Here is a 24957-nt window from a genome sequence, read left to right on the forward strand (position 1 = left end):
AAAACTTTAAACCTTAATTAAAAGGCCTACACAATTGATTGTTAAAACTTTGTTCAGTTTTCAAAGGTCTACCGTTGTCAAGAAGTGAACTTCTTAACAAGCGACTTAATTATCTTATCAAGCGATCAACATAATGTCAAGCACTTTTTAAAATAATTTTTCAACGAGATGAGAAGCAGAAAGCTCTCAAGTCGTTGTCGCCGTTGCTGTGTCGCAACAACAGGTAATATATTACTAGTTGATCATCAGCATTGCAAGTACTTTTTCAAAGTTTTTTGATTTTTCTTGAAAATATCATTACAACTGACTATTTGCGATCCCAGCTTCAGGTACTATTGTACAAAAATCTACTATATTATGTCAACAATTCATATCACTTATATTCGTTTAAGTTTCGTGCCAAAAAAATATGGCTTTCTTTAACCATTTTCAAGCTGACCAGCATGATTGAAGACTATTATGCCACAAAAAAAGACATCCCCCAATCAGAATGTCTTACAAATTATTCTTGTGTATCATTGTGAAATGTCGATGGAGCTGTATCTGGCATTTGGTTCAAAACTGCCATATCTTCATCACTGATAGTGAAATCCAATTTAGCATTAGCTTCAATATGTGGTAATTGTGTTGCCTTAGGTAATGGAAGAACTCCATTTTGAATCACGAACTTAATCGCCAATTGCGGAACGCTGACATCGTACTTCTTTGCGATTGCATTAATATCAGCATTATTAACCAAGCCACCTGTTGCTAGTGGTGAATATGCCTCAACCAAAATGTCATTATCCTTTGCAAACTTAGTGATCTTAGGTTCTGTGTATCCTACATAATATTGAATTTGATCTACCATTGGTTTTATTTTGGCTGAATCCATGACATTTTCTAAATCGTGAACATTGAAGTTAGAAACTCCAATAGCTTTGACACGACCAGATTCGTATATTTCTTCCATAGCTCTCCATACGTCAAGGTTTTCCTTATCGTAATTAGATCCGATCTGACCCCATGGCCATGGAGCGTGGACCAAATATAGGTCTAAATAATCAAGCCCCAGATTATTCATAGTAGTACTGAAGTCACTTAGCGCACCTTCATACGTCTTCGTCTCACCTGGTAATTTAGATGTGACGAATATCTCTTCCCGATTGATTCCGGAATCACGAACCGCCTGTCCTACTTCTTTTTCGTTTTCGTAAGCCAGTGCAGTGTCAATATGGCGGTAACCGATAGTCAGTGCATCTAGTACTGCCTTATGTGCCTTACTTGCTGGTATTTGCCATGTACCAAAGGCTACTTGAGGAATCTCTACATTGTTTGATAATTTAAAAGTTTCTGTTAATTGAGTCATTTAAATACCTTCTTTAATAGGTTTAAGACTGATTATTCAATCAGTACGTGCATCTTAAACCCTCAAGTGGACTTTAAAGCAAGTATTTTATATGAGTTTTTTTAAAGATTTTAGCGGAGCAGTTGCTCTAGTATGTTCATTCAGTACCTTTTGCATCCAAATAATGTCCAGCCATTCATGGAATTTAAAGCCGACTTTTTCAAATCTACCTAAATATTTATAACCCATTTTCTCATGGAACTTAACACTGCCTTGATTACTCTCAGTGATACACGCCATTAAGTTGACGACACCTTGCTTAGTTAGCTCCGTCTCTAATACCTGATAGAGCGTCTTTCCAATACCCTTACCTTTTTGTTGGAGATCGACATAGATACTCGCATCCACCGTCCAATCATAAGCAGCTCTTGAATTATACTCACTGGCATAAGCATAACCAACTACTTTTCCATCCTCTTCTGCTACTAAATAAGGGAATTTTTTAGCAATATTTTTGATCCTCTCCGTGAATTCATCAATACTCGGTACGACATATTCGAAAGTGATCGTTGTTTCTAAAATATATGGTTTGTAAATATCTAATATAGCTTGTGCATCTTCTTCAACAGCTGATCTAATTTTTATCAAACAATCATCTACCTTTTCAATAATTCTTTTATTTTAAGTCAAATTTACTAAGAATAAAATAAACCGCACCTACAAAAGTAGATACGGTTAAGAAAAGTAGTTGTGTTTAAGTGATCAATTAAATATTTTGGAGTCAACAAAACCTGTGTCATCAACTGGAACTTGATTGATAATTTCATCATGTAATAGCAGAGATCTAGTCTCTACACCCACCTTGTTATTTTCAACGGTAATAATATTATAACTAGTCCCGTCCATGACCAAGTGATTATGATGATTGTCACAATTGATATGATATGCACTGGAATCGGCTGTACTACATAAGATATTTTCGCGATTAAATTCCGTCGGAAAATGAATATGTCCGGAAAAAATTGCTTTAACATTGCTCCCTCGAACAACATCTAAAAGATCTTCCCCGTTTTGTAAGATACTGTAACGCATGTGTGTCACTGCTGGACCATCAACTGGATGATGCATAAAAATCAACGATAGTTTTTTTTCAGACGCTTGAAGTGAATCATCTAGCCAATCCAATTGATCCTGACTGATATAGCCTTGTTCGATATCACCATAGGTACTATCAACAAAATAAATATCACAAGAATCTGTTGAGATACTGTAATAGTACTTATCTTGTGGTTCTTCTCCCAAATAGCCTCGATAAAAGGCCTCAGTTCGATCGTGATTACCCAATATCACATAAATTGGCATGTATCTGCTCTGATAATCGACTATGTCTTTCAATTTTTGATAGTCAAACTCCACACCTTCATGTACTAAATCTCCACTGATAACCACCATATCCGGTCGTTCTGGCATCAATTCAATATCCTGAAATATATTTTGTAACTTGATATAAGGATCCACTTGCTGATGATTAGCAGGCTTGGAACCTCTTGGAGTTAGATGAGTATCAGTTATTTGAACTATCTTTAACTTATTATTTTTCAAAGTTAAGCCCTATCCCAATAGATATTTTTTTGAGAGTCATTGTCAAAAATAATACTTGTTTCTTCTTCGATGCGAACAAAGACTTTAGTTCCAATACTGTAATCCATATTCTTAGTAACCGCCTTGATCGTACTGTGTTCATCAAGATTGAGCGTCAATTGTGTAAATCTACCATAATCGACCACTTTGGTGACTTGTGCTGACATCGCAGTTTCATCCACCGAATCAACCGAAACCTTAATATGTTCTGGACGAACACCCAAAAGATATTCTTTCCCAGTCTCAAATTTGGTAGCCGTAGTTTTAAATAATCGTTGCTCACCCAAGAGTAGTGCATTATCTTGATATCGCACTGGTAGAACATTGATCTGCGGTGTGCCAATAAATTTTGCGACAAATAAATTGGCGGGGTTTTTATAAATATTCTCTGGCGTATCTACCATTTGAATAATACCGTCATTCATAACTGCGATACGATCGCCTAGAGCCATCGCTTCAAGTTGGTCGTGAGTCACGTAAACAATCGTCTGTTTATTTCGATCATGGAGACTCTGAATCTCATCACGTGCTTTTTCTCTTAATTGCACATCAATGTTAGACAATGGTTCATCAAGTAAAAATATCTTACTCTTCTTAGCCATCCCTCTGCCGAGGGCTACACGTTGTTTTTGACCACCGGAAAGTTCTGACGGTAAACGGTCCTTATAATCTGTTAAGTTCAGAGTTTTCAAAATAGAAGTCAGACGATTTTGCCTTTCACTCTTGGCAACTTTATGAACCTTTAGAGCATATTCTAAATTTTGATAGACCGTCATGTTAGGATACAAAGCGTAATCTTGGAAAACCATTGCTATTGTGTGACCATCATTTGCCTTTTTCTTTAAGTCGTCACCGTCGATCAAAACTTCACCATCACTTGCAGTTTCAAGACCAGCAATCATACGTAATGTAGTAGATTTACCACATCCAGATGGACCTAATAAGACTAAGAATTCTCCAGCCGCAATTTTCAAATTCAACTGGTCGATAACTTTGGTATTTTTAAAATCTTTGGTAACGTTTTTTAATTCAATTGTTGCATTATTATCGTTCATTCTGTACTCCTTACTTCAGTCCACTATTGCTGATACTGTTCAAGATATAACGTTGAAAAATCAAATATATAATCAACGGTAAAATAATCATGATTGATGAAAGTGCCATAGCTAATGGGAAGTTAGTTCCACCCTCACTAGAAATATAATTCTGAAGGGCCAACGGCAATGTAAAACTTCCCTTATCCTTCAAGATCAATGTTGGCCATACATATTCATTCCATGAATTAATGAAGAACATGGCACCGACACTGATGACACTCGGTTTCAATATTGGCAAAACAATATTAAAGAAAATCCGATGATTAGGTACATCGTCGATCTTTAATGAGTCAAACAGACTACTAGGAATTTTTTCCATTGTCTTCAAAAAGATCATGATCCCCGTTGCATCACACAACTGTGGTAAGGCAACTCCGATAACACTATTGAGCAGATTCAATTTAGCAATTACTAAGTAATTAGGAATCATAACAATCGTGAACGGTACGAAAATCGTTGCTACGAATAACAAGTAAATCAGGTTTTTATGTTTGAACTGGTAATATCGAAAGGCGTATGCGGCTAGTAATCCAGTAAATAATTTACCTAAAGTTACCAGTGTAGCCATAAAAAATGTATTCCAGATCAAACGAATCAGATTGACTTGATGATTCAAAGTCGTGTAATTAGCCACCGTAGGTTTACTAGGGATCAGACTCAATATCGATTGATATGATTCCTGCAAGGTCTTAAATGAGTTAGAAATCATAAACACTACTGGTAGCAAGGCGATGATACCGATAATTATTAACGGCAAATGCCATAAAACGTACTTCTTATTATTCATACTTCGACCTACCTTCCACAAATCTGATTTCTAAGTATAGCAAGACTAGGAAGATCAAAAATGTTGTGATGGCTAGAGCCGAGGCATTACCAGTCTTATATAGAACGAATGCGTTCAAATACGTGTGGTACAAAACGTTAGAAGATCCGTAATATGGACCACCGGTCGTAATAACATTGATCGGTGTAAATACGTATTGGAGACCTTGGACAATCGTCAATATCAAAACATAAATTGCGATGCTTCTATTCATTGGTAAAACGATGTTCCAAATCATGCGCCACTTGGGAATGCGGTCGACCGTGGTAGCATCAACGATATTCTTAGGAATCGAGCCTAGCCCTGTCAGTAACAGAATGAAGTTATAACCAAAGACCTTCCAATTGGTGATCAAGCACAAGACTACGATCGCTAATGCACCGGAATTGGTCCAATTAGGTAAAACGAATCCACTCTCTCTGAATAAAAATGCCACTGGTCCAGAAACAGGGTTCAATATCCAAGTGAAGATCATCGCTCCAACTACTAATGAGAACAGACTGGGTATGAAGAAAATTATCTTGTAAGCCCCTTGCATTCTCTTGATAAAAAACTTAACGATCAGTGAAATAACGTATGGAACAATGAAATTCAAAATTAGTAATAAAACGATGTAGAAAAAAGTATTAACTAACACTTTTTGATTAACTGGGTCGGTGAAAACTTCAATATAGTTTCTCAGCCCCACAAAATCCTTAGTTGGTGCAATCAAATTCCAATCAAAGAAACTTAAATAAAACGTATAAATGATTGGAATTATCATAAAAATTGTTAGTAGTAACCCAGTTGGTAATAGATAGAGAAAAGGTAATATTTTTTTATTGTTGTGCATTAATCTTTTCCTGAGCCGATTTCAATGTAGATGAAATATCACTACCAGATAAAATCTTGTCACGAGCATCGATCATTGCTTGTTCTGCTTGTAAACCATTCTTAGGGAATGATGTCCACGGAATAGCCTTATCCAAAGTATTTACCGCTGGTACAAGCATTGGATTTTCTTTAACATATTCTTTGAATTCTTTTGAGTCTAGTGCATCTTTAGTTGGAGGTAAGTAACCTGTACCTTTGCTCCAAGTAACTGATGAACTTGCTTTGAACATGAATTTCTCAAATTCCCAGGCAGCTTTTTGTTGTGTAGGATCTTGAGCAGTGATAGCTAACATCGAGCCACCTACTGGAACAACAGTCTTATGACCTTCGAAATGTGGTGCGATGATAGCACTAGCATTGAAGCTGGCACCTTTCTTGATGTGTGATGCTTGAGCAATCGTTGTAAACGCCATAGCTACGTCACCCTTAACAAAGGAATCCATACCTTGAGCCCATGGTGTATGTAGAGCTAATTTGTCTGTAACCATTTCTTGATAGAGCTTGTATGCACCTTCACCATTTGAACTAGCAAAGGCAGCCTTACCGTTCTTTTGGATATCTGCACCGTGACTCAACATAATTGCTTGTTGTGCCCATGTGTCGCCTGGCTCTTGAATGTAGATTCCGTATTTACCACTTTGTTCATTGATACTCTTAGCGGCTTTTTGTACACCTTCCCAAGTATCTAATGTCTTGATATCTATGTTGTATTGCTTCAATAGGTCGTTGTTGACGAACAATACCGGAGTACTTAGTGAGTAAGGTAATCCTACAAGTTTCTTGTTTGCATCCTTGGCGAATGACAAAGTCTTAGTTGAGAAATGATCTGTGATGAACTTGTCGTTGCCATCAAACTTCTTAGCTGCATCAGTTGGTGTCATGTATTTGAAGTTGCTAGAGAAGTAATTATCATAAGCCCAACCCACTTGAGTAACGTCAGGGACTTTACCTGAGGCTTGAGCAGATTGAAGATTTTGCATCAAACCTTGATACATGTTTGGATTATACTTAGCGGTTACTTTGATATTTTTATGAGTTTTGTTGAACTCCTTAACTAACTCATCAACAGTCGCGCCACCTTGGGTTTGAGCATTAACGTGCCAGTACGTAATGTGTGTTACTGATTTGGCTGATGATTTAGAAGTTGATGAACAACCTGTAAAGATAAACGCCATCAGAACTAAACCGATCAGAGCTAAAAATTGCTTAAAATATTTTGTTTTCAATTCTCTTCCTCCTATGTGTAGTACATATTAAAAAAGAATTGTATATTTCTTATATAGTTAATGTATCGTTTATGTAAAGTTTACAAAAACAGGGAAATTACCGTGCCACTATTATAATTATTTAATTTATTTCAGCTAGTAATATCGCTCAAAAATGAGCAACTGACTATACAGCCGTAATTCTGATATGTTATCATGTTGTAAATTCAAATATAGCAAATCGGTTGGCGTAAGCTTCAAGGTAATTCCTTCTCAGGGGTGTGGGAGGGTTTATTTTGGAGCTTTTTTCGTCCAATTAATTCAATCTAAGGAGAAAAATAATTTATGGGTTTTTTAGGCATACTAGTCCTAATACTAATCGCAACAACATTGGTCGGTCACTATTCCTCTAGAATCGGTGTCCCTGCAGTTATCGGACAACTACTGATCGGGATAGTTCTCGGACCGGCTATTCTAAACTGGGTCAAACCTACCGAATTTATCCACGTCTTTTCGGAGATGGGTGTTATCATCCTGATGTTTATCGCAGGTATCGAGAGTGACATGAAACTACTCAAAAAATATTTAAAGCCTAGTTTCTTAGTCGCCATCCTCGGAGTCATCGTTCCCGTAGCACTGACATACGGTGTTGGTATGATGTTCCATATGAATGCTGTCGAAAGCTTATTCTTGAGTGTTATCTTTGCTGCTACTTCCGTGTCGATCTCAGTCGCAGTTCTAAAAGAATTGGATGTCCTAAACGGCAAGGCCGGAGCGACTATTCTTGGATCTGCAGTCGTAGATGATATTTTGGCCGTAGTGATCTTGAGTGTGATGGTCAGTTTACTAGGTGGTGGCAAGACTTCCAGTGGACCATCTCTATTCATCACTTTTGCGGAACAAATAATTTACTTCATCGCTATTTATTTCGTTGTTAAATTCGTTGCGCCATATATGGCAAAGATCGGCGAGCAGTTATTCATTCCTGTCGGTCCTACTATCATGGCTATGATTCTCTGTTTCGGTATGGCATATATCGCTGATTTGATCGGCTTGAGCTCAGTTGTTGGTGCATTCTTCGCCGGTATTGCTATTTCACAAACCAAAGTACGAGACGAAGTGGATCGTAGTATCGAACCGATCGGATATGCCATTTTCATTCCAGTTTTCTTCGTAAGTATTGGTCTGAATATGACACTAAATGGCATTCAAAATGACTTGTGGTTTATCATCGTTCTAACTATCGTCGCTATCATTTCCAAACTATTCGGCGCTGGTCTAGGTGCGCGCATGTCAAAATTCAGTCTGAATGAATCCTACATGGTCGGTGCCGGGATGGTCTCTCGTGGTGAGATGGCCCTGATAATCGCACAGATCGGTTATCAATCCAAATTGATTTCTTCAGATTATTATTCAGCAATCATCGCCGCAGTTATCTTAACTACACTGATAGCTCCTTTCCTACTCAAACACGCTGCTAAGGGTTCTCCTGAACTCGACTAAAAAAGCGGGTTGTGACAACAGTCACAGCTCGCTTTTTATTTACGTAAAATTTTGTCCATCGACTTACCTTTAGCAACCTCGTCGACTAACTTGTCCATGTAGCGAATCTTCTGCATCAGTGGATCCTCAATGTCTTCTACCCGCACACCACAGATAACACCGGTGATCAATGGACAATTATCATTCATATGTGGAGCTTGATCAAAGAAATCCTGCAAAGTTACATCCGAGTCTATTTGCTTCTTTAAACCAATTTCATCATAGCCTGTCAACCAACAGATAACCGTATCAACATTGGCACTTGGTTGGCTTTTTCGTTCGACTTTTTGAATATACATGGGATAAATACTACTAAATGTCATTTTCAATATTCGAGGATTAGTCATTAGTCCGTCTCCGATTCTAATTATTCTGCGATTTCAACACTTTCCATCACAACATCTTCATTAGGCTTGTCGCTACGATCACGCTTCACTTTAGCGATCTCTCTTACCACATCCATACCGTCGATGACTTGACCGAATACGGTATGTCTGTGATCCAACCAAGGCGTTCCGCCATTCTTATATGCAGCAATGATTTCTTCTGGATAGCCAGCAGGTGCCATTTGGCTGATCATGCGTTTAGGCATATTTTGGTTAGTAACGATAAAGAATTGACTACCGTTGGTATTAGGACCAGCATTTGCCATTGACAAGGCTCCGTCCAGATTGAATAACTCATCTGAGAATTCATCCTCAAAGGCGTCGCCGTAGATACTTTCTCCACCCATACCAGTACCAGTGGGATCGCCACCTTGAATCATAAAGTCAGGAATCACACGGTGAAAAATCACACCGTTATAGTAATCTTTCTTAGCCAATTCTACGAAGTTCTTGACCGTCTTAGGTACTAATTCATCAAATAATTGAATCTTGATGTCACCGTGGTTAGTTTTGATAGTTACTTTAGTGCCAGTTGCGTTGTCTAAATCTAATTGTGGATACATTATTATTCCTCTCGAAGTTCATTTTATTAATAATTCAAATTATACCAATAATCACTCTCAGTAGTGGCATCTAAACATTAAAACAAAAAAGAGAACCGAAAATAATTTCGAATTCTCTTTTAATTAAATCACATCCACATTGATAGATGTGAAACTGCCATCTTGATAAATCAAAACGGCTCCATAAATATCTTTGTTATCAACGCCCCAATCGGGGATCGGACCTCCAGCAAAGAATAAGCGTTTAGCTTCTAATTCACCTTCGATCGAATCCTTCACGAAGACTGTGACACCCGCTAACTCGGTCTTTAGCGGATATCCCGTCCTAGGATCGATCACATGGTGATACTTTTTTCCATCGATCTCTAAATAGCGTTCATAAATACCTGTCGTAACTGCCGAACATGCGCCGATACGAACATTGCCGATCGTCTCACCTCTACTGCTCGTCGGATCTTGGACACCCACGATCCACTGTTTGTCATCATGAGTCGGGCTTTCGCCGACGAACAAGACATTACCGCCCAAGTCGATGATGCCACTGATAATGCCCATGGAGTTCCACAAATCCCGAATCCTGTCAGCAATATAACCCTTGGCGATACCACCTAGATCCAATTCCATGCTTGATCTTTTCAAGAAGACTGACAGATTATTGTCGTCTAACTTCACATCGTCAGGATCGATCAACTTCATTCGTTCTGAAATCTCGTCATCACTCGGCAGATTGGCTCCTACGAAACCGATCTTCCACAATTTTACCAGCGGTCCAATAGTCGCATTGAAGCCAAAATTCTGACGACTATAAGTGATCGCCGTTTTGACTAAGTCATAAGTTCCGCTTGAAACTTGTACCGCTTCAGTGCCAGCAGCATGATTGATCGCCATGAGTTCTGAATCCGTCCGATTCACGGTCAATGAATCTTCATACCTTTGGATGAGTTTGAAAGCTTCATTGACCCCAACATCATCGACGGTCCCAAAAGTTGTCAAGTTGATCGTCGTACCGAGTGCATAGCCTGACTTATCGACACGATACTTGGCTAAATCATCTATCATAATTATTCTGTCTTATCTTCGTTCTCATCGTCATGTTCTGAAGCGCCTGTTGTAGCGTCGGCTTCTGCAGCAGCAGCTGGTCCAGTAGCTGCTTCATCATCATCATGCTTTGAAGCACCTGATGTAGCATCTGGGAAGCCATCGAACTTGCCATCTTTGACTAAGTTAACTAAGTGTCCAACATTTCCAGTGAATTCCATTGTTCCTAGGTATCTGCCATTTTCATCACGAACAGCATAGTAGTTGATCCATACTTTGTGGCCGTTCAATGGTAGACAACGTTCTACGTGGTCATTAGTACCTAGTTTGAATGAATCCATGATAGCTTTAACTCCTGGCAAAGCCTTTGGTGGATGACATTCTTCGATACCTTCACCGATTTCTGATGGATAACGAACATGCTCACGGTCAGGTTTATCTGAATAATAAGCGAAATGATCTTGGTCATCGATAAAATCAATTTCGAATGGTAGAGTGTTGAAGATTTGTTGAATCTCTTTAACCTTTAAACTACCTGTGCGGAATTGCACTTTTGCTTCACTACTGATATGTGGTTCTGTCATAGTATCGTCTCCCTCTTCTAGATAACGCATATTTGATTTTACAAATCTATTGAATGCTGCAAAACTATCTTCCAAATTATGAACAACTTTAATATCTGTCACAAATCCATTTTTGTCAAAGGTATTTGCAGCATTTCCAATCAATACCTCACTACCGGGAAGAACGTTTGAGTTCAAATCAGGTGATAGTAACATTTGACGCAATTGTTGTTGGGCACGTGATGTACCTTGTGTTCCATATGAAACACCAACGATCATGACTGGTTTTTCTTTCATGGTCCTGTGATGATATGATAGCCACTCCAAGCCACTCTTCAAAGCAGCAGGGATCGAATGATCATATTCAGGCGTCGCAATGATCACACCGTCAGCAGTATTTACCTTATTATTGAATTTCCAAACCTCAGTTTGTTCACTGTAAGGTAAATCTTCATTAAATGGTGGTAATTGTTTTACTTCTAGTAGTTCAATTTCAGCGGCATTTCTAAAATGCCATTTCATATATTCCAGCAACTTCCGGTTGTATGAAAAATCAGCGTTAGTACCGACAATAGCAACAAGTTTCATAGAGTATTCTTCCTTTCCCAATTATTTGGCATTAAAGTCATTAACATCTTCTGCGTATTTTTTGAATCCATCAAAACATTGTTCCAAGAAACCAACTGTTCCTTGATTGATCAACTCACCGTCTCCATCAAAGGCCTTTTTGGCTGTACCTAGGAAGAATTCATTTCCAGGGAATACTTCTGCGAACACTCCCGGTGAATCTAAGATTTCACGTAGATGTGTCTGTGAACGTGAAGATCCTTGGGGATGGATTGATGCTCCCACTAGCATGATAGGTTTGCCATGAAGTGGATGAATGCGATATGATAACCATTCAATGACACTCTTCAGAGCTGATGGAACTGAGTGATTGTATTCGGGACAACCGATAATAACTGCATCGGCTGCTTCGATTCTTTCAGCTAATTCGGTGATTAGTTCTGGATCACTATCTTCCTCACCAGTTGGATAATTCTCATTGAACATAGGAATATCTTTGATTTCATTAATATGGATCTCGTCGTCGGTAAAATGATTCTCCATAAATTGCAATAATTTACGGTTATAAGATAATTTCTTATTGGAACCCACGATTGCTTCGATTTTCATAAATAACCTCCCGTTGACTGACATTTTATAAAAAAATTGAAAAATACTTCACAAGTTTAATTTTAATATGATTTGCAAAGATAGGCAAGCGCTTTCAGAATTTTTATATACAATTTTATATATTTCATTTAAATTATTGGAATTAATTTCTTATGACCTCATAAACTTTTTTAATAAGCATAGAAAGGAAAATCCTCGTGGATAGTCTTAATTTGAACCGTTTCATCAAGAATTTGTTCTTCAAAGTTGACTGGGAAGGACTGGCACAACACGTCCTAGGAGTCATCGTACAATTGATCCTACTGACGATCGTTCTACTGTTGATCAACTGGATCGGTAAGAAGATCATCAAACATATTTTTAACAGCAATCTCAAGCTGAGCAAAAATCCCATCCCGCAAAACAAAATGGATACGATCTATACGATCGTCTTGAATATTTTCAAATATATTTTATTGTTTTTTTGGATCTACGCCATCTTATCCGCTATCGGTATTCCTGTCGGAACCTTGATCGCCGGTGCCGGAATCTTCAGTTTGGCAATTGGTCTGGGGGCCCAGGGATTTGTTTCCGATATGGTCAACGGCTTCTTCATTTTGCTAGAACAGCAGATCAGTGTCGGCGACTATATCAAGGTCAACAACATCGAAGGCACCGTTACTTACGTCGGTATCAGAACTACTCAGCTCAAAAGTCCTGATGGGACGCTGAATTTCATCCCCAATCGTAATATCACCGTCGTCAGTAATCAATCTCGCAACGACATGCGAGCCTTGGTAGAGATCCCCGTTGCCAGTGACTCACCTTTTGACCAGATTCAGCAAGTCATCGAAGGAGTCAATTCCAAATTAAATATCCACGAACTAAAAATCACTCAGACACCTACCTTTCTAGGATTTTCTAATTTAAATGATGGTACTTTGGTGCTTCAGATCATCGCCTACGCTGAGCATGGCGAACAATTCCACGTTAAAAATACACTCATGAGCAAATATTTATCAGCACTGCACGACGCAGGGATAAACTTGCCCAAATAAAAGGACTACGATAAAAATATCGTAGTCTTTTTTCATACTATTTGACCAGCATCGATCAGTTTTGCATCCAAAAAATCATAGTCGTGATAATCCCCGACTAGGCTCGTAAATACAATTGGTTCTTTGCCAGAGGCTATTATTTTTTTTAATAAGTAATTTCTCAATATCCAAGCCTGTTCGATCGTGTCGATTCGTAAATTAGAAATCTCTTCGATCGTTTCAGCGGAGGTGCCCAGATCTTCAGCAATTTGAGCTAGTGTCAAATCTGATAAGGCAATATTCTCATGTAACTCTCTGACTGTAGTCTCTCGTTCCTCTTTAGTTAGTGACATAACTAACCCTCCTTCACTTTAGGGGTATCGTATCGCTCTAGACCACAATTTTCAATAAATAAATATCACATAAATTGAGTTATGTACTACAATTAACATGTGTCAACTAACTAAATAACTCAAAGGAGTTTTGATGATGGATGAAACAGAGAAGATTCATATTTTATCCGATTTAGTTGCAATCAACACAGCTAATGACCATGAAAAAGAAACTGCCGAGTACTTACAAAATTTATTTGCGAATCATGGGATCGAATCGAAATTAGTTCAGTATTCCGACACCCGTTGTAACCTAGTCGCGGAAATAGGTTCCGGAAAACCGATACTAGCGGTCAGTGGTCATATGGATACTGTCGATGTCAGTGATCCGAAAAAATGGCAGACCGATCCACACACATTGACCGAAAAAGACGGCGAGCTCTACGGTCTAGGTGCAGTGGACATGAAAGCTGGTCTCTCGGCACTAGTCATCGCCATGATCGAATTACATGAGCAAAACTTACCAAAAATCGGTACAGTCAGATTGCTAGCTACGATTGCGGAAGAAGTAGGTGAATATGGCGCAGACCAACTCACAACAGCTGGTTACATGGATGACGCTGACGGACTATTGATCGGTGAACCTACTGGCTATAATTTAGTCTATACACATATGGGTTCACTCGATCTCAAGGTCACTTCCGAAGGCAAAGCCGCACACAGTTCCATGCCTCAAAGTGGCAACAACGCTGTCGACCATCTCTTAGATTTCTTATCCCAAGCTAATACCGAATTCAAGCATACTGGCAAAACCGACGACGTCATGGGTGACTTCCTCTTCAACATCACCACCATCAACGGCGGCACACAGATCAACGCCATTCCTGACCATGCTGAGGCTGAGATCAACTCAAGAACTCTCCCAGAATACAACAGTGATCAAGTATTGAATGACATCCAAGTTCTGATGAACAAACTGAATTCTCAACACGATGACTATCAACTGGCGCTGAAAGTGATTATGAAACTCAACCCAGTGAAGTCCACGATTAATTCAAAACTACTAGATATTTCTGGTGAAGTGACCAAGGAACACACAGGTTTAGATATCGGCAAGTACGGTATCGCTGCAACAACGGACGCCGCAATGTTCTTACGCAACCAGCCGGATGATTTTAATTTTCTTATCTTCGGTCCCGGAAACGACACGCCCCATCAAGTTAACGAACACGTTAATAAAGAAATGTATCTAAAATTTATCGATATATACAAAGATATTTTTGTTAAATATTTGTAACATTAATTTAATAGACATTCATGAACTTTGATTGTAGACTAATGGGACAATGTCTAAGGAAAGAAGTTATACATGAGAAGGCACATTATATCGTTTGTACTGTTGTTTGTCTTGGGCGGTATATTTTTAGCTGAATATACCAATGTCTTACCGACTACCTTGCAAGCACAGATCGTTACTAATCTATCCAAATCCAAGAGTTATTTAGAAGCTACTGTCTCGGATTACGTCCCTAAGCTGAGGTCCTTAACGACTTCCACAACTACCGACGTAACTAAACAGGCCTCCGCTACCTCACAGGACAAGCAGACTAGTTCTGCCGACCAGACGCCAGCGTTTTCGATGGTGAATAAGTTTGCTTTGAGCAATACTTATTATTATCACTTCACTGCCAAAACACCGAAAGTCGCTCGTCAAGCTTTTAACGATGCGATCTATGCCTATAATCAAACGGGCGTCGTAAAACTGGTTGAAGGTACAGGTCATTCTAGTGATAATACGATAACCTTCTCGATCTATTACAAAGATGAAGGTCAAGATGCGCAGACACTAGAATTAGGAACTGGTGGTCCTCAGCTGACTTACAAGACTAACGACCCTTCTAAGTCAGCCATCAATCACGCTTCGGCTAAGATCAATATGAATTACGCTGAATCAGTCAGTGACTCGGTCACGATGCACGAATTGGGCCATGCGCTAGGTCTGAATCACAGTACCGATACTAGTTCCATCATGTACCCGACCAATCAAGGTGTCAGAACGCTCTCCGAAGCTGACATCGCTGGTCTCAAGGCTATTTATAACAAATAAAGCTCCAGTCATCCTCAACCGGAAGACTGGAGTTTTTTCGTAGCATTCTTTTCCAATAAATTAATATAATTTATTTAATTATAATATTTTTTTGGGATATTAAATTATTTTTCAATTTTCTCATCTCTCTAAAAAAGAGTATCTAATCAACGTTTCTAAGCAGTTATTTTTCAAAAAATAACTAAAAAATTTGAAAATCATTAGTAATTTTTTAATTTACACTTTACTTTTCAAAAATAAATGCTTATTATAAGTGTCACAAGATAAAGACGACAAGAAAGAAGAGTAAGACTTTTTAGCCTGACAGTGAATTGGGATGAGTGAGAACCCAAAACAGTGCGTGAATTGTTTGAATAACACTTTCTTATGTTTCTAGCTGAAATGGCAGAGCCAAAGTAGGACTAGACGTAACCGGTACGTTACCATCGGCAGAGTATAGTTGTTTTGTACTCTTATTGAGCTGGCTTATTTTAGATAAGCAACTTGGGTGGTACCGCGAAAGTCTTTCGTCCCTTTTATTAGGGATGGAAGACTTTTTTTGTTACCCGTCTTCTATCAATTCAATCAAAAATCAAGGGAGATAATCTTATGCATTTAACAATTCCAGAATCATACGATCCAAAACTATCAGTTATCGATACACAAAAAGCTATCCGCTACATCCGTGAAACATTCCAAGATGAATTCGGTAAGGAACTCAACCTTTCACGTCTATCAGCACCAATGTTCGTTGAAAAATCGACTGGTTTGAACGATAACTTGAACGGTGTTGAAAAACCCGTTTCATTTGATATGAAAGATATCCCTGATCAAACTATCGAAATCGTTCACTCACTTGCCAAGTGGAAGCGTGTTGCTTTGAAACGTTATGGTTTCGGAATGCATGAAGGTCTTTACACTAACATGAACGCTATCCGTAAAGATGAAGATCTCGACAACATCCATTCGATCTACGTTGACCAATGGGATTGGGAAAAGGTCATCTCTAAGGACGAACGTAACATCGATACTTTGAAGAGCACTGTTCGCGATATTTTCAAAGTCATCAAGCATATGGAGCACGAAGTTTGGTACAAGTTCCCTGAAGCTGTCTATCACTTACCAGATGAAATCCACTTCGTTACTGCCCAAGAACTCGAAGACAGATTCCCTGACATGACTCCTAAAGAACGTGAAAATGCCATCACCAAAGAACTCGGTTGTGTCTTCTTGATGCAAATCGGTGGCAAGATGAAATCAGGCAAACGTCATGACGGCCGTGCTCCTGATTACGATGACTGGAAGTTGAACGGTGATATCTTATTCTGGTACGAACCTCTCCAAATGGCCTTGGAAATTTCAAGTATGGGTATCCGTGTCAGCGAAGAATCAATGAAGGCTCAACTAAAAGATGCAGGCGCTGAAGATCGTCTCAAATTACCATATCACCAAATGTTATTGAACGGTGAACTACCATATACTATCGGTGGTGGTATCGGACAATCACGTCTATGTATGTTGCTACTAGGCAAGGCCCATGTTGGTGAAGTTCAAGCCAGTGTTTGGCCTCAAGATATGATCGACCAATGTTACGAACACAAAATTCAAATCCTATAATTAATAAGTGAGCTGCGGACATCGCGGCTCTTTTTTATTTTCTCAAAAACACATGCTCGCGATGATACTCTAAGTATTCTTTCTTAGGTGAATAACGTTTATGCATCGGCAGTTTCTTGTATTGGACTGAGGACAATTTATTCAACAAAGCTGAATCAGTTTGAGCAGAGATGAGCATCTTACCATCCCCAGAAAAGGCTATCTGCCCTGCTTCAAAGGCCTCTGCCAGCCATTTGGTCAAACAGATCCCGTTCCTAAAATCCATACGTGAATTTTTTTCATCTACCCAAGAAACGATACGGACGACCGTCAATTCGCGGATCTCAGTCTCTTTGGTGATGGCACATTGGTAGTTATAGTTAGCTAGGATCAAGTCTGTGAAGACTTTCTGAGCTGGGTTATAGGTATCCAGCTCGCCGATTCTATCTTCAACAAAAAACTCTCCCAGCTGTTCACTCTGATAAATATAAGCCGCTAATTTTTCTTCCGACTGTGATAGGTCAAGAACATCACCACAGAGTTGCTCTTGATAGATGAGTAAGTTAGTGAAATCGGCTTGAGTTATTTGTGTTATCCCATTCATGTTAAAGAAATTGCTCCAGAGACCATGGTGCTTTTTGAATTTCCAATCAAAGTTTTCTAAATCCGACTTGAATAGTTTCCGATCGAAGACGAACGGCTGATCAATCTTGATTATTGCCCGATTCGATAGGGAATTTTTCATCGTCTCACCCAATTTACCTGAACCGAACAAATAAAATTGGTTGCGATACTCTGATCCACCACCAGAGCGACGATAAATAAACAAGTCGCCCGGTTTTATTTTTTTATTTAGATCTTTACGCCAGCTATAAATTTTAAAATCTATATCCTCATGTTCAACATTCGAACCCGAATCGATGATGAAGTAATTCGTATCTTTATTTTTTAGTTCTTCATTATAATAGTAGTTCTGCATACTTTATCAACGACCTTTATTTGTTTTAGATAATTATAAGAGTGTAATCGTTACCACAAACTATAAATAGATTTATACTATCTATATAAGTATTGTAAAGGAGTGAAGGAAATGTTCAAAGATAGATATACAAGTTGGGACGCAACTTATGATGTTGCCGTCCTAGGCTTTGGTGGTGCTGGTGCCACAGCTGCTAGGTTTGCGGCTGACAACGGCGCTAAAGTACTGATTGTTGATTCAGCTCCTGAAGGCCATGAGGGTGGTAATACTCGTTATGCTGGACAAGTTATTTCTTCAGGTGACGACTTAGATGACCTTAAGAAGTATTATGATAGCTTGGCTTATCCACTCAAATACGATAAGGAATTGATGGATACATACGTTGAGGGATTGTATCATATTCCAGAATTCATAGAAAAATATCTCGGTGTGACACCATTCGTCATGGGCCAACACCCAGAGTCACCCGTGTCAAAGGCACTCTACTTCATGGCTCACGAATATCCCGAATTACCTGGACAAGCAACACACGAGCTAGTAGCTCTACACGAAGGCGTCGCCGATTCAGCACTCTGGAAGAACTTACGGCAACAAGTCATCGACCGTGCGGACAAAATAGATGTCCTGTATGAATCACCTGCTAAGCAGCTCATTCAAGATGAAAATAGTAAAAAAGTCATCGGTGTTCAAATCGAACGTGATGGAAAATTGCTTGACGTCAAAGTCAACAAGGGTGTTGTAATGGCTACTGGTGGTTTTGAAAACAATCCTGAAATGGTCGAGACTTACCTTGGTGAAACTAGTTTGAATCCGATCGGCTCACTGTACAATCAAGGTGCTGGTGTAACGATGGCCTTAGATGTAGGTGCTAAATTGTATAACATGGCTAACTATGAAGCTTACGGTATCTTCCATGGTTTGACACCAAAGCCGCAAGCAGGTCAACGGTCACAGTTCTTACCATTCGACTGGCCAGCCTTCCATCAAGGTAGCGTGATCGTAGTTGGTGATGATGGCACTCGTTACTTCGATGAGAATGAGATCCACAGACATGGTCACATTCAAGATCACGGTCAATGGCGGATACCTAACGCGCAATTACATCCCTACGTTGTCTTCGATGCTAAGAAGTTTGCGGAATTATCTGCCGACAAAGAAGCTCCATATCCTGAATTCTTAGACCAAGTAGTCAAGGCTGATACCTTAGTAGAACTAGCTGAGAAGATCGATGCGGATGCTGAAAAACTTCAAAGCACAGTCGCAGACTTCAATCACTTCGCAGATGTAAAACGTGACTACGCCTTCGATCGTGCTCCTGAAACACTAGCTAAGTTCGACGATGGTCCATATTACGCTCTAGCTATGGTTCAAGGTCTGTTGAACACACAAGGTGGACCGATCCACAATGCCAAAGCTGAAGTGGTCGATGTCGATGGCAAGGTCATCCCTCACCTATACGCCGCTGGAGAATTAGGTAGCATGATGGGACGTAAGTACAACGGTGGAAGCAACCTAGCTGAAGATTTGATCATTGGTAAGATCGCTGGTGAAAATGCCGCCAGTGTGACTGATAATACTGACTACGATGCTGAAACATCAGCCAGCACGCACAATGATCCTAGCGCTGGTTTAGGTTCTGACATCGGTGAAGAAACTTTTGAAACTGGTCCTAATCAATATATCGGTAAATCTACTGCTGGTATGGGTAATGAGATCGTCGTTCGAGTTACCGTTGATGATCAAACTAACATTAAGAATGTTGAAGTTTTGAAACAAAGTGAATCTGATGACTACGGCAAACAAGCTGTTGAGCAACTACCTAAAGATATTGTTGCCAAGAACTCGGTCGAAGTTGACGCTATTTCAGGTGCTTCAGCTTCCAGTCGGGCCATCAAAGAGGCTGTTAGTGATGCCTTGAAACACGCTGATCAAATAACTGAATAATAAAAACAGATGAGTTTGGTAAATTTTACCGACTCATTTTTTGATTTCCCTCAAGTTAAATATTAAAATAAAATTTATAATTGCTTAACTTCAGGGGGGTATTCCATGGGTCAACAAGTCTGGTTCCCGATACCAGCCATAGTTTACTGGTCGTGGCTGGTACCATTATTTTTTGGAGCGTGTTTTGGATTCGCTTATCATAAAGAAAAACGACGTTTGAGTAATGGTATTTGGTTCTCACTATTCCTATATACCTTCTTAACCGTGCTAGCCATAACGATCTTAGGGACGAATAACCATCCCTTGATAGTTATCAGTGTTACGATTTTTGTATTGTTTCTATTGCTCGTCGGTATCACCTTTGCTTTACAAGCACTTCTATTACTGTGGAACGCTTGGATAGTCTGGAAACGTGAGAGTCACTCATTAGCCAACATGTTGACATTAGTCTTAGGAATCGCCATCTTAGCTTTACCACTCTTTACCGGCCTCATGACCCAGTATCTACCGACCTTCATAGTTACTTGGGTCACTATCATCGCCAACCTGATCTTGTTCTACGTCCTATTTTGGTTTTATAACTACTTGACGATGCTAGTGTTGTATCAATTTAATCATCCCAAATATAATCAAGATTATATTATCGTTTTAGGTGCCGGCTTACTCAATGGTGAAAAAGTCTCACCACTATTAGCTCGACGCATCGATCGCGGACTAGCATTCTATAAGAAACAACTCAAGAAGACTGGTAAAGCTGCCAAAATGATTTTTTCTGGTGGTAAAGGCGGTGACGAGAAGATACCTGAAGGTGTGGCAATGTTGAATTACGCTGTGCAGCAAGGCTTACCTAGCCATGACGGTCTGGTTGAAACCGAATCAAAGAATACTTATCAAAACATGTTGTTCTCAAAAAAATTGATCGAACAGCAAAATACATCCGCCAAGACTATCTTCGTCACCAACGGCTATCACACCTTTCGTGCGGGGATGGTAGCTAAACAAGCTGGATTGAAAGCTGACGGTATTGGCGCACACACCGCCAGGTTCTTCCTACCTAACGCCATCATCCGTGAATACATCGCCATCTTCATGCGCAATAAATACTGGCATGCGGCTGCCATTGCACTTATCGTGGTCGGTGCCTGCATCCTAGCTTGGATCGAATCTCGTTACGCCATTAGATAATTGTTGATTCACATCAATGCAAACTAAAGCGTTATTTGTTACAATATTCAATACTAAAGGAGGGTACTAAATGCAAACAATGGACAAAGCAAGAGCCACTGGTTTGGCTCGATTCACTTCTCTTGTGTACTTGTACACAGGATTGGGTGTAGCTTTCTGGACTGTGGCTGCTAATGCCATCGCTAGAAACACTGCACTTTCCGCATCAATTATGAACATGATGAGTTCACATGCGCTCATCTTTTCCATCGGTACCATATTAGTAGCGTTCGGTTTCATCAGCATGGCTAATACATTCGCAAATCGTTCTTACTTAATGACGTTTATCAGTTACATTGCATTCATACTTGCACTATCGGTCTTCGGTGTTCCAGTATTTTACATGTATACCGCTCAAAGCATCGTGCAATCCCTAGCTGTTACTTCGGTAGTCTTCGTAGTCTCAGCTGGATTCGGATTCTTCACTAAGAAGGACTTAACTAGTTGGAGCAGAACTTTATTGATCGGCCTGATCTCAATCATCGCCGTTTCAGTTATCAATTTATTGATCTTCCACAGTTCTGTGGCAGCACTACTAGTTAATATAGCTGTTATCATCATCTTCTTATTCTACATTGCCTTTGACTCGCAGAATATCAAACGCATCTACACTAGTGCGCAAGGCTCACCAAACCTTGGTGCTATCGCTTTAGTAGCATCGATCAGCTTGGTACTTGATTTTATTAATATCTTCTTGAGTATCTTGTCGATCTTCGGTAATAGTAACTAAAAATAAATAAGCATCAGTGACCCTGTCTAATACGGGATTACCGATGCTTATTTATTTTGTTATTTATTTTTAGGCGATAACTTCTGCAATAGCTGCATTGACAGCTTGTTTTTCAGCCTCTACCAAAGCTACACGTGTTTCGATAACTTTGATATCCATACTGATTTCACGAGTCATACCTGGTGTATTCAACTTAGGTTCAAAGAATTCTTTGAATTCTGCCAAACGCTCTGGTGTGTGGAAGATCATTGAGATGACCGTGATGTAAGTCGTGAATTCCATGTCACCACCAACTGTATCGTCTAGCCATTGCCAATCATTTCTGATCCAATCCCAAGCAGCTTGCTGACCATCATTGTTAGCCAAGACACCACGGAACCATGCGCGTAAGTCTTGTGGCTTGATAGTTTCAGCATCTTCGAATTTTTCGATCAGTTTTGCGATTAAATCAGCGTCTGGTGTAGCCGTCAAAGCGACACACAAGTCTTGCTTATAACTAGCATCAGATGATTTACGGTATTCGTTCAACAATCGATCGAATAATGCTGCACTACCATAGTGCTTAACTTCGTTGCGTAAGACGTAGATCCGTACGTCTGCAGATAAAGCTGCTAAATCGGCGCTATTTTGGACAAATAGTTCGTGTGCGGCAGATATAGCAGCTGGATTCTCAGCATATAATGCTGCATTCAAAACATAAGGACGTGTCAATTGGTCGTCATTTGATTCGCCAGCCTTGGGTGTCCAGCCTAATCTAGCGACTTCTTTAGCACTCAATTGATCGTACAATCTTTGCAGTGCCTTTTCATCATCAGAGCCATGAATCACAAATTTTTTCAAGTCATTAGCGATTCGATAGAGCGCTGCATTGACGACGGTTGAATGACTGTCCGCAAATTTTGGCAATAGTGGCACGATCGAAGCGTAAGATATTTGTTTGCCTTCTGCCAACAAACGTAGATCTTGCAAAATCTGCAATTGTGAGATGGCGTCTAAATCTTCTCGATGATCCAAAATATCTTGTAACAAACCATCGTCATATTTCACGATAAAGTGTGAATTATTGCCGACGTTGATGCGGAATGGTTGTCCCGCTACTTGACGTAACTGGTCATAGTCGCCGAGTACGATCGTTTCATCAGCCATGATCTTAGGCACCGCATCGTAATTACCATTCAACGGAATCTTCCACTGACGAGCTTTGTCCTCACCTTGACCGATGAAGAATTGTTGCTGCGAAAGTGTCAACTTGCCATCGACGACTGAGGCAGTCACCACAGGATAACCCGGTTGTTGGAGCCATGAATTCATGATGTCTCCGATAGCCATGCCAGCGGCCTCACCGACTGCAGACCACAAGTCATTTCCTTGGGCGTTGTTGTATTGATGAGCCGCAAAGTAGTTCTTTAGACCTTGACGTAGAGCATCGTCTCCTACCAGAGCCCGCATCATTACTAGCATCCTAGCCCCTTTAGCGTAGACGATCGCACTGTCGAAGAGTGAGTCGATCTCTGCTGGGTCTTCAACATCCACGTGAACAGATTGAACGCCGTCAGTTGCGTCACGTTGCAAGGCAGCCGGAACATCTGACGTTTGGAACATTTCCCAGACATGCCAATCAGGTTCGATCGCATCAACGGAAACATATTCCATCATATTGGCAAAACTCTCATTCAACCAGAGGTCATCCCACCACTTCATCGTTACTAAGTCACCGAACCATTGATGAGCTAATTCGTGAGTGATGACTGTCGCAACTAGTTGCTTCGTATCAAGTGAAGTGTTGTCAGGATCCAGTGTCAGATAAGCTTCACGATAAGTTACCAAGCCCCAGTTCTCCATCGCACCTGCGGAGAAGTCTGGTAGTGCCAATTGCCATGAATGTGGCAATGGATAAGGTGTCTGATAAAAATCTTCATAAAATTCGATCGCCCGTTTGGCGATATCCAAGGCGAAATCCAATTCGTTAGCCTTGTGCGCTTTAGTAGCGAAGACTCCGACTTTGACACCGCTCTTAGTTGTAGTGATCTTACTTTGAAGGTCACCGAAGGCAAAGGCGATCAAATAAGTCGACATTTTAACAGTCGTATCGAAGTAATGTACACCATCTTCATTTTTGATTTCAGGCATATTACTCAAGATCGTTTCGCCAGCTTGTTCGTCAAACTTGATAGCGATATCGAACTTAGCCTTAGCTTCAGGTTCATCGACACAAGGGAAGGCTTGGCGTGCGAAGGTCGTTTCGAACTGTGTCCCGATGATCTGCTTCTTGACACCATCAACCTCGTAATATGACGGATAGATACCCATCATCGAATCAGTCAGTGGGGCTGTATAGTCGATCGTTAACGTAACTTCACCCGTCTTTGACAGAGTGATTTCGATAGCTTCGTTTTCTGCAACAGTTGTGAACGGTACGTCTGAACCGTCAGCTTGAACTCGGCTTACTTCTAGTCCCTTTTGGTGGATAGAGATCGACTCGATCAAGGCTTTACCAGTAATTGTAGTCTTACCAGCTATTTTTTTAGTTGCTCGATTGATATCTAGGTAGATATCATAATGCGTTGGCTGGAATTTTTGATAAAAATGAGTTAGTTCAGTCATTAAGTTACCCCTCTCTAGTTTGTTCAGAATAATTACATTATACGACTATGACTAATATTTCTCTCATATTTGGCTATACATCCCCGTGATAATTGACGAATCTTCAATTTCTCCTCAAAAAAATGTACATTTTAGGTAAATAATAATTTTCATTTTCTTGACCAATATCAAGTTGTTATTTGTTATTACCTCTTAAAATAAAAGTATCA

The 24957-nt window shown here is 39.8% G+C and carries 23 protein-coding genes; 8 read left to right on the forward strand and 15 right to left on the reverse strand.

Features of this window, described 5'->3' with window-relative positions; translation table 11 throughout:
- Window positions 1-502: 502 nt before the first annotated feature.
- The 7 genes from AC27FM_RS09275 to AC27FM_RS09305 form a co-directional block, all read right to left on the reverse strand.
- Window positions 503-1348 carry an aldo/keto reductase family protein gene (locus tag AC27FM_RS09275; protein ID WP_487087633.1) on the reverse strand — a complete coding sequence of 282 codons (846 nt, stop codon included), beginning with the start codon at window positions 1346-1348 and terminating at the stop codon, window positions 503-505.
- Between the two features lie 87 nt (window positions 1349-1435).
- Window positions 1436-1975 carry a GNAT family N-acetyltransferase gene (locus AC27FM_RS09280; protein ID WP_487087635.1) on the reverse strand — a complete coding sequence of 180 codons (540 nt, stop codon included), beginning with the start codon at window positions 1973-1975 and terminating at the stop codon, window positions 1436-1438.
- A gap of 114 nt (window positions 1976-2089) precedes the next feature.
- The gene (locus tag AC27FM_RS09285; RefSeq protein ID WP_487087637.1) at window positions 2090-2929 is read right to left on the reverse strand and encodes a metallophosphoesterase family protein; all 840 of its coding nucleotides are present in this window, start codon (window positions 2927-2929) and stop codon (window positions 2090-2092) included.
- A gap of 2 nt (window positions 2930-2931) precedes the next feature.
- A complete protein-coding gene (locus AC27FM_RS09290; RefSeq protein WP_487087638.1) occupies window positions 2932-4023 on the reverse strand; it encodes an ABC transporter ATP-binding protein in 1092 nt (363 codons plus the stop codon).
- Window positions 4024-4033: 10 nt separating this feature from the next.
- Window positions 4034-4852, reverse strand: coding sequence for a carbohydrate ABC transporter permease (locus AC27FM_RS09295; RefSeq protein WP_487087640.1), 819 nt, complete (start codon window positions 4850-4852; stop codon window positions 4034-4036).
- Window positions 4845-5723, reverse strand: coding sequence for a carbohydrate ABC transporter permease (locus AC27FM_RS09300; protein ID WP_487087642.1), 879 nt, complete (start codon window positions 5721-5723; stop codon window positions 4845-4847). Before AC27FM_RS09300 ends, AC27FM_RS09295 begins: the two co-directional genes overlap by 8 nt.
- Complete coding sequence (locus AC27FM_RS09305; RefSeq protein WP_487087644.1) at window positions 5710-6990, reverse strand: ABC transporter substrate-binding protein; 1281 nt, start codon at window positions 6988-6990, stop codon at window positions 5710-5712. Before AC27FM_RS09305 ends, AC27FM_RS09300 begins: the two co-directional genes overlap by 14 nt.
- A gap of 324 nt (window positions 6991-7314) precedes the next feature.
- On the opposite strand from AC27FM_RS09305, the gene AC27FM_RS09310 reads away from it, so the two are divergent.
- Complete coding sequence (locus AC27FM_RS09310) at window positions 7315-8472, forward strand: cation:proton antiporter (protein ID WP_487087646.1); 1158 nt, start codon at window positions 7315-7317, stop codon at window positions 8470-8472.
- A gap of 35 nt (window positions 8473-8507) precedes the next feature.
- On the opposite strand, the gene AC27FM_RS09315 is transcribed toward AC27FM_RS09310, so the two are convergent.
- The 5 genes from AC27FM_RS09315 to AC27FM_RS09335 all read right to left on the reverse strand — a co-directional run bounded on the left by AC27FM_RS09315 (window position 8508) and on the right by AC27FM_RS09335 (window position 12237).
- Entirely contained in the window at window positions 8508-8858 is a 351-nt protein-coding gene (locus AC27FM_RS09315) for a DUF2200 domain-containing protein (RefSeq protein ID WP_487087648.1), read from the reverse strand.
- A gap of 20 nt (window positions 8859-8878) precedes the next feature.
- Window positions 8879-9466 (reverse strand): peptidylprolyl isomerase, encoded by a 588-nt coding sequence (locus tag AC27FM_RS09320; RefSeq protein WP_487087948.1) that lies wholly within the window; start codon window positions 9464-9466, stop codon window positions 8879-8881.
- Between the two features lie 117 nt (window positions 9467-9583).
- Window positions 9584-10519 carry an FAD:protein FMN transferase gene (locus AC27FM_RS09325; RefSeq protein ID WP_487087650.1) on the reverse strand — a complete coding sequence of 312 codons (936 nt, stop codon included), beginning with the start codon at window positions 10517-10519 and terminating at the stop codon, window positions 9584-9586.
- A 2-nt stretch (window positions 10520-10521) separates the two neighbouring features.
- Window positions 10522-11649: an NADPH-dependent FMN reductase gene (locus AC27FM_RS09330; RefSeq protein WP_487087652.1), complete on the reverse strand. Its 1128-nt coding sequence runs from the start codon at window positions 11647-11649 to the stop codon at window positions 10522-10524.
- A 21-nt stretch (window positions 11650-11670) separates the two neighbouring features.
- The gene (locus AC27FM_RS09335) at window positions 11671-12237 is read right to left on the reverse strand and encodes an NADPH-dependent FMN reductase (RefSeq protein WP_487087654.1); all 567 of its coding nucleotides are present in this window, start codon (window positions 12235-12237) and stop codon (window positions 11671-11673) included.
- Window positions 12238-12434: 197 nt separating this feature from the next.
- Between AC27FM_RS09335 and AC27FM_RS09340 the strand changes: the two genes are divergently transcribed.
- Complete coding sequence (locus AC27FM_RS09340; RefSeq protein WP_487087656.1) at window positions 12435-13274, forward strand: mechanosensitive ion channel family protein; 840 nt, start codon at window positions 12435-12437, stop codon at window positions 13272-13274.
- A gap of 32 nt (window positions 13275-13306) precedes the next feature.
- Here AC27FM_RS09340 and AC27FM_RS09345 read toward each other — a convergent pair whose 3' ends face one another.
- Window positions 13307-13606 carry a DUF2316 family protein gene (locus tag AC27FM_RS09345; RefSeq protein ID WP_487087658.1) on the reverse strand — a complete coding sequence of 100 codons (300 nt, stop codon included), beginning with the start codon at window positions 13604-13606 and terminating at the stop codon, window positions 13307-13309.
- 133 nt (window positions 13607-13739) lie between these two features.
- Here AC27FM_RS09345 and AC27FM_RS09350 point away from each other — a divergent pair, with 133 nt between their 5' ends.
- From AC27FM_RS09350 to asnA, 3 genes are all read left to right on the forward strand, one after another.
- Window positions 13740-14882, forward strand: a complete 1143-nt coding sequence (locus tag AC27FM_RS09350) for an ArgE/DapE family deacylase (RefSeq protein WP_487087660.1) — start codon at window positions 13740-13742, stop codon at window positions 14880-14882.
- 72 nt (window positions 14883-14954) lie between these two features.
- Window positions 14955-15692: a matrixin family metalloprotease gene (locus AC27FM_RS09355; RefSeq protein ID WP_487087661.1), complete on the forward strand. Its 738-nt coding sequence runs from the start codon at window positions 14955-14957 to the stop codon at window positions 15690-15692.
- Between the two features lie 588 nt (window positions 15693-16280).
- Window positions 16281-17288, forward strand: coding sequence for an aspartate--ammonia ligase (gene asnA / locus AC27FM_RS09360; RefSeq protein WP_487087663.1), 1008 nt, complete (start codon window positions 16281-16283; stop codon window positions 17286-17288).
- 34 nt (window positions 17289-17322) lie between these two features.
- Here the strand turns inward: asnA and AC27FM_RS09365 are convergent, their stop codons facing one another.
- The gene (locus AC27FM_RS09365; protein ID WP_487087665.1) at window positions 17323-18246 is read right to left on the reverse strand and encodes an HNH endonuclease; all 924 of its coding nucleotides are present in this window, start codon (window positions 18244-18246) and stop codon (window positions 17323-17325) included.
- A 111-nt stretch (window positions 18247-18357) separates the two neighbouring features.
- Between AC27FM_RS09365 and AC27FM_RS09370 the strand changes: the two genes are divergently transcribed.
- The 3 genes from AC27FM_RS09370 to AC27FM_RS09380 all read left to right on the forward strand — a co-directional run bounded on the left by AC27FM_RS09370 (window position 18358) and on the right by AC27FM_RS09380 (window position 22144).
- Window positions 18358-20190 carry an FAD-binding protein gene (locus AC27FM_RS09370; RefSeq protein ID WP_487087667.1) on the forward strand — a complete coding sequence of 611 codons (1833 nt, stop codon included), beginning with the start codon at window positions 18358-18360 and terminating at the stop codon, window positions 20188-20190.
- A 105-nt stretch (window positions 20191-20295) separates the two neighbouring features.
- A complete protein-coding gene (locus AC27FM_RS09375) occupies window positions 20296-21375 on the forward strand; it encodes a YdcF family protein (RefSeq protein ID WP_487087669.1) in 1080 nt (359 codons plus the stop codon).
- 70 nt (window positions 21376-21445) lie between these two features.
- Window positions 21446-22144, forward strand: a complete 699-nt coding sequence (locus AC27FM_RS09380; RefSeq protein ID WP_487087671.1) for a Bax inhibitor-1/YccA family protein — start codon at window positions 21446-21448, stop codon at window positions 22142-22144.
- Window positions 22145-22213: 69 nt separating this feature from the next.
- Here AC27FM_RS09380 and AC27FM_RS09385 read toward each other — a convergent pair whose 3' ends face one another.
- A complete protein-coding gene (locus AC27FM_RS09385) occupies window positions 22214-24748 on the reverse strand; it encodes a M1 family metallopeptidase (RefSeq protein ID WP_487087673.1) in 2535 nt (844 codons plus the stop codon).
- Window positions 24749-24957 lie beyond the last annotated feature (209 nt).

The sequence above is a fragment of the Companilactobacillus sp. y65-5 genome (assembly GCF_057541095.1).